Source organism: Francisella philomiragia subsp. philomiragia ATCC 25015 (genome assembly GCF_000156715.1).
In the GTDB taxonomy this organism is placed as follows: domain Bacteria; phylum Pseudomonadota; class Gammaproteobacteria; order Francisellales; family Francisellaceae; genus Francisella; species Francisella philomiragia.
In genome coordinates this window covers 302,819-308,490 of record NZ_DS999312.1, presented here as the reverse complement: position 1 = coordinate 308,490, position 5,672 = coordinate 302,819, and the positions used below count along the sequence as shown (strand labels likewise).

Genomic DNA, 5,672 nt, shown 5'->3' with positions numbered 1-5,672 from the left:
AGATGCCATAGATGGTGGCGGATTATTTTTGGTTTCAGGAAGACCAGCTCCCTTCTCGGCAATTTGGTCAAATTCTGTTAAACCAGGCATAACACTATTTGCAAATGCCAAACCACCTAGACAGAATAGCAAGAAAGTTATAAGTATTTTTTTCATAATCGGATATTAATCATCAGTGAGGTATTTGGCTCAAAGTATCTAATATTTAGAACAATTATGCAAATTTAAATTAGCTATTTTTTTCTCAAAGTGATAGTATTCTTAGACTATAATTATTCAATTATTGAAAAATATTTATATCACAACAACAATATGACGACGGAATTCAAAAAATCTCTAATAGAGCACAAAGCTGTGATCTGGGGATTACTCAACCGAGAAATTACCACAAAATTTGGAGATAGTTACTTTGGCTATGCATGGATTGTTGTAGAGCCAATGCTTTTTATAATGATGATGTATGCCTTATATACATTTCTAGGCAGGGCTACGGGCAATATGCCAATTTTGCTATTCCTACTAACAGGGATTGTACCATTTTTCTTCTTTAGAAACTCATTTTCTGGAGCATCTGGTGCTATCGCTGCCAACCAGTCATTACTTGCTTATAGACAAGTCAAAATTATCGATACAATCTTAGCAAGGATAATATTGCAAGCAGCAATAAGCACACTATCTGCATTGATTTTGACTGCTATGATAATATATCTAAATAGTGGCGCCACTATTTATCACCCTATCCGTATTATATATATGGTGATTATATTATTAGCAATTACAGTTGGTATATCGCTTATGCTTGCCGTAATCTCCTACTATTATATAGATTTACCCAAATTTATGGGTATTGTTAACCGTATATTATTTTTCACTTCAGGAGTGTTTTTTGGCCTAAATGACTTCCCTCCTAATATATCCTACTATCTGTCATTTAACCCTATACTTCAAGTTATTGAATTTATTCGCTCAGCGTTTAGTGTCGAACATCTCAATGTTTATTTAAGCTATGAGTATCTGGTAGCTTTTACAATATGCACTCTATTCTTAGGTGTTTTGTGCTACTATGTAGCTAGAAAAAATATTATGATGAATGCAAGATCAAGGTAACCTATAAATATGATACAACTTGTAAATGCTACCAAATTTTATAATATCCGTGGACATAAACACTATATTCTTAGAGATGTTAATTATACTTTCCCAGAGGGTAAAAGCATAGGTATATTAGGTCGCAATGGTGCTGGTAAATCTACATTTCTACGTATGCTAGGCGGTCTTGAATACCCGAACTCTGGTAAGATAATTACAACTAGTTCAATATCATGGCCTGTAGGGCTGACAGCAGGTTTCCAAGGTAGTCTAACAGCACGCGAAAACATCAAGTTTGTCTGTCGCATCCACAACAAAAATCGACGCGAGATGAAACAAATAGAAGAGTTTGTCTATGACTTTGCAGAGATTGGCGAGTTTTTTGATATGCCTGTCAAATCATATAGCTCAGGTATGAAAGGTAGAGTCAACTTTGGGCTGTCCATGGCTTTTGATTTCGACTACTACTTAGTCGATGAAGTCACAGGTGTTGGCGATCCACAGTTCATGAAAAAGGCTAATGATGCATTCGAGGAAAAAAAGAAAAATGCTTGCGTGATTATGGTTTCGCACAATATGAAAGAAATCAAAAGCAGTTGTGATATCGCAGTTGTGTTAGAAAATGGTAAAATAAATATATTTGATAATATGGATGAGGCCATAGCCTCTTATCAGAAGTAATCTTATGTAAATGAAAAAGAAGCAGATTTATATTATGAATAAAATACAGCTATTGAAAAGTAAATACAAAAAAACATTAATCAAGCTATATAAGAAACTTAGTAAAAGGTTCAAGACAACCGCACTAAGAGATATATATACTTACAAAAAAATACACTACAAACATGAAACTATAGTCAAAGCAAACAAAACATATATATTAGCCAAGAAGCATAGCTTCTTCTCTTTTGTAGTATTACCAACTCTAGTTGTTGGTATATACTATATAGTTCTGGCATCACCTCGCTATGAGAGCTCAGCGATAGTATCTCTAAGACAAAATAACACTATGCCAATGGTTGATAGCTCACTGTCGAGCATACTTGGTGGTGGCGGATCTGATACTTCCGCGAATAGCTATCTGTTGATAGATTATATATTATCTCCACAAATGCTTGATACACTACAAGCTGACCTAAATATCAAAGCTATGTACCAGAGTCCAAAAGTAGACTTTTTTTCACGCTTGTCGCGCAATGCTGATCAAATTGATTTCTTAGATTACTACAACAAGATGGTATCTCTAAGCTATAACCAACAGTCTAATGCTATCACAATAAATGTGCAAGGCTACACCGCAGAGCAGGCTCAAGATGTACTAAACACCATCACCAAAGAAAGCCAAGACATAATCGACCATATATCGCACACACTAGCTGAGAACAGAATGAAATTTAACAAAGAGCAGCTTGATCTGATCAAGACTAAAGCGATGAAAGCCCAAGATGCCCTAGTTGAGTTCCAAAATAGCCGTGGAATAGTCGACCCAGAGGGGTCTGTATCTAGCAAAGCTACTGTGATCGGAAATCTACAAGGACAGTTAACTGCTGCAGAGACACAACTGACAAATCTCAAATCTTATCTGTCTCCTAACTCTAGTGAAGTAAAAGCTACCGAACAACAAATCATCGCTTTGAAAAAGCAGATCGACAAAGAAAAAGCAGATTTCTTAGCCGAAGATAAAGAAAGTCAAAAACAATCGCAACTTGATGATATGGTGTCTAACTACACATGGCTTAAGCTCAATGCTGAATTTGCAATGACAGAGTACCAATCAGCACTACAATCATTTGAAACAGCCAAATTAGACAGCCAGAATCAACAAAGCTATCTAGTAGATGTTGTCAAACCAACTTTACCAGATTCAGCCAAATATCCTCGTATTATATATAATCTAATCACAATATTTATTATCCTAAGTGCATTATATGGCTTAGGTCGCATGATTATAACCATCGTTTTAGAAAATAGATAATTGCCATATGCAATACACTCTAACAAACCCAGTATATATATCCGGTAAAGGTCTACACACCAATAGATACAATACTATCATAATCTCTCCGGCTCCTGCTGACACTGGAATAGTATTTTGTATAAGTGGCAAAACTATACCCACACACTACAGCCATGTAATTGATAAGCCATTATGTACATGTATCGCAACTGATGAGCGACATTATATTCGTACTATAGAACACTTGTTAGCAGCATTATTTTGCATAGGTATCGATAATGCTTATATCTATTCTCAAACCAATGAAATACCAATACTAGACGGTAGTTGCAATGGCTTTTATCAGCAACTCAAAAGTGTCGGTATCCAGCAAAATAATGCTCCATCTAAGAAACTTATAATTAAAAAAACTATCGAATACCGCGAAGATAATAGGTATATAAAAGCCTCACCAAGTGACAGCTTCAGCGTAAACCTACAAATAAAGCCAAAATGCGGCTATCAAAACTACAATAAAACAATTAACCCTGAAATACTAGTTGCAGACTGCATCGATTCACGAACTTTTGGACCGCTATATAAGGGTATTCTGGCAAAAATCTTTACAAAATTTAGTAAAACTCCTATTGCTCAAGGTGCAAGCACTCAAAATACAATCCTATTAACCAAGAAAAAATCATATGTCAAAAATGGTCTTCGCTATACAGATGAGCATGTTCGCCATAGAGTCATGGATTTGGTTGGTGATATTATGCTATGTGGGACACGCCATATCTATGGACATTTCGAGACTTTTAGCACATCACATGCGATGAATGCCAAACTACTTGAGAAGATTTTTGCAGATCAAAGTAATTTTGAATGGCAAGATGAGACTTAATTAGAAGCTAGGACAAGATTAGTATAAAATGAGTAATACTTGATCAAACAGTCCAAGCCCAACTATTTGGGGTAGTGTATCCGGATATCTCCCTCATTGCAGTTGTTCCAGACTTAACCCAGAATCTCATTAGAAAATAAACATTATAGTGCGATACTACAATTATTGACTAGAGAGAAAATAGTTATTAAAGACTGTTGATTTAATCATCAAGTCATTCTCGTGAAGGCGGAAATCTCCCCAGTATTTAAGAGATACCCATGTCAAGCACAAGGAAGACAACTATTTTTGATGGCGCATCCTGATTAAATCAATAGTCTCTAATGTTTTGACTGAGTGGTAATAGTTGCATTAACACAACTTTGATTAGCATTAAAGCTCTTAGGAAAAACACTAGCTTGGTCAATACCATCAGTCGTTAAACTCCACTGGCTACCATCTTTAGCAAACATTTGTGTATAGACCCCATTACCTTTGACATCAACTGTTTGCACATCTCCTGTATTATTCATAAACTTCAGTTTAGCTTCTTTACCTTTAGGTAAATTTGAAATTACCACATCAACCCTAGAAGCAGCTACAGACCAATTATCAAAATTAAGATTAACATTGGTAGTCTTATCTGGTGATAATGATACTAGTGTATCAGGAGCCTTATAAACCTTACCTGCTACAATATAAGAGTTAGCATGAATCATATACTTACCCTTTGTAACATCAATATCATAGATTGTATTTTTCTGATTAAAAACTAGTGAGCTTTGATATACCACCGTTCCTTTTGAATCTAAGATCTTGACTCCAACACTACCTGATATAGCAGCTTTAGGATAGATACTTAAACTAGCTGCATGTATATTTTTATAGTTAACAGATATCTTCTTAGATTGACCCATAGCCAAATTAACTATACTTTGGCTGGCATATCCTTGGCTAGAGTCAATACCTTCTACAACTATAGTAAATTGCCCTATTGGTAGTCTAACTTTTTTTGTAGCCCCCCATTTAAGATTTTTTAGATCAGCAACTTGATTGTGATTACTATCATAAATAATAACATGAGGTTTACTAGTACTGCTTACATAAGCAGGTCTAGAAGGAATATGCAAGTATATTGCAGGTTGCAAAACATCTTGACAATATATCCAATGTTGATTAATGTCTGGAGAGTCCACAGTCCACCAATCATTTTTTAATTGATATACTTTGTTATTGTACCTGACAAAATTACCAACAGAATATCCCCGCCAATTCTCCTTAGCCGCTCCTTTGAACTGCTTGACCAATGCTGGTATATTATCACACTGAACAGAATCATCAGCATAAGCTATACTTATGCCACATAGGCATAGAAGCGAACCTAATATTCTTTTTTTCATAAAATTAGTCCTTAATTAAAAAACAGATCACGGCTAACGGAACCTAAGCTCTACTAGCTACATACAATCACCAATACCGCTACATAAAATAGCTCAAATTAATGAAATATTGTAACAAGACTAGCTAGAACCCTCAATATTTTCATTGCTAAAGAGTGTTGATTAAATATACTAAAAGATCATTAATTTATCGAAATAATTTCTTTAAACCAAGCAAAACATGGCTTCGACTATGTTCAGCCAACTTATTTCTATAAAAATTTTCATTCTATTTTAGAGTAGTGCTTAATCAAATATCTTATAGCTTCTCTATATTTCGATTATGAAATTCCCACTCGCTTGAGAATGACACTCTTATCAATTACAC

5 protein-coding genes are annotated in these 5,672 nt (G+C 34.9%); 4 read left to right on the top strand and 1 reads right to left on the bottom strand.

The genetic code is table 11. The features are described from left to right. Positions 1-312 precede the first annotated feature (312 nt). From FTPG_RS04165 to lpxC, 4 genes are read left to right on the top strand one after another with little or no spacing between them, the layout of a single operon-like run. Positions 313-1,107: an ABC transporter permease gene (locus FTPG_RS04165; RefSeq protein WP_234367144.1), complete on the top strand. Its 795-nt coding sequence runs from the start codon at positions 313-315 to the stop codon at positions 1,105-1,107. Positions 1,108-1,116: 9 nt separating this feature from the next. Continuing rightward, on the top strand, positions 1,117-1,770 hold the full coding sequence (locus tag FTPG_RS04160) for an ABC transporter ATP-binding protein (protein WP_004287173.1): 654 nt from the start codon (positions 1,117-1,119) through the stop codon (positions 1,768-1,770). Positions 1,771-1,804: 34 nt separating this feature from the next. After that, positions 1,805-3,064 (top strand): KpsE/RkpR family capsule polysaccharide export protein, encoded by a 1,260-nt coding sequence (locus FTPG_RS04155; RefSeq protein ID WP_035722318.1) that lies wholly within the window; start codon positions 1,805-1,807, stop codon positions 3,062-3,064. A gap of 7 nt (positions 3,065-3,071) precedes the next feature. Beyond that, positions 3,072-3,926 (top strand): UDP-3-O-acyl-N-acetylglucosamine deacetylase, encoded by an 855-nt coding sequence (gene lpxC / locus FTPG_RS04150; protein ID WP_004287171.1) that lies wholly within the window; start codon positions 3,072-3,074, stop codon positions 3,924-3,926. A 320-nt stretch (positions 3,927-4,246) separates the two neighbouring features. On the opposite strand, the gene FTPG_RS04145 is transcribed toward lpxC, so the two are convergent. Further along, entirely contained in the window at positions 4,247-5,305 is a 1,059-nt protein-coding gene (locus tag FTPG_RS04145; RefSeq protein WP_004287170.1) for a hypothetical protein, read from the bottom strand. Positions 5,306-5,672: the final 367 nt, after the last annotated feature.

Bases quoted from the DNA above. Each gene is read 5' to 3' on its own strand.
- FTPG_RS04165 (WP_234367144.1), top strand. From the start codon at position 313: ATGACGACGGAATTCAAAAAATCTCTAATAGAGCACAAAGCTGTGATC.
- FTPG_RS04155 (WP_035722318.1), top strand. From the start codon at position 1,805: ATGAATAAAATACAGCTATTGAAAAGTAAATACAAAAAAACATTAATC.
- lpxC (WP_004287171.1), top strand. From the start codon at position 3,072: ATGCAATACACTCTAACAAACCCAGTATATATATCCGGTAAAGGTCTA.
- FTPG_RS04160 (WP_004287173.1), top strand. From the start codon at position 1,117: ATGATACAACTTGTAAATGCTACCAAATTTTATAATATCCGTGGACAT.
- FTPG_RS04145 (WP_004287170.1), bottom strand. From the start codon at position 5,305: ATGAAAAAAAGAATATTAGGTTCGCTTCTATGCCTATGTGGCATAAGT.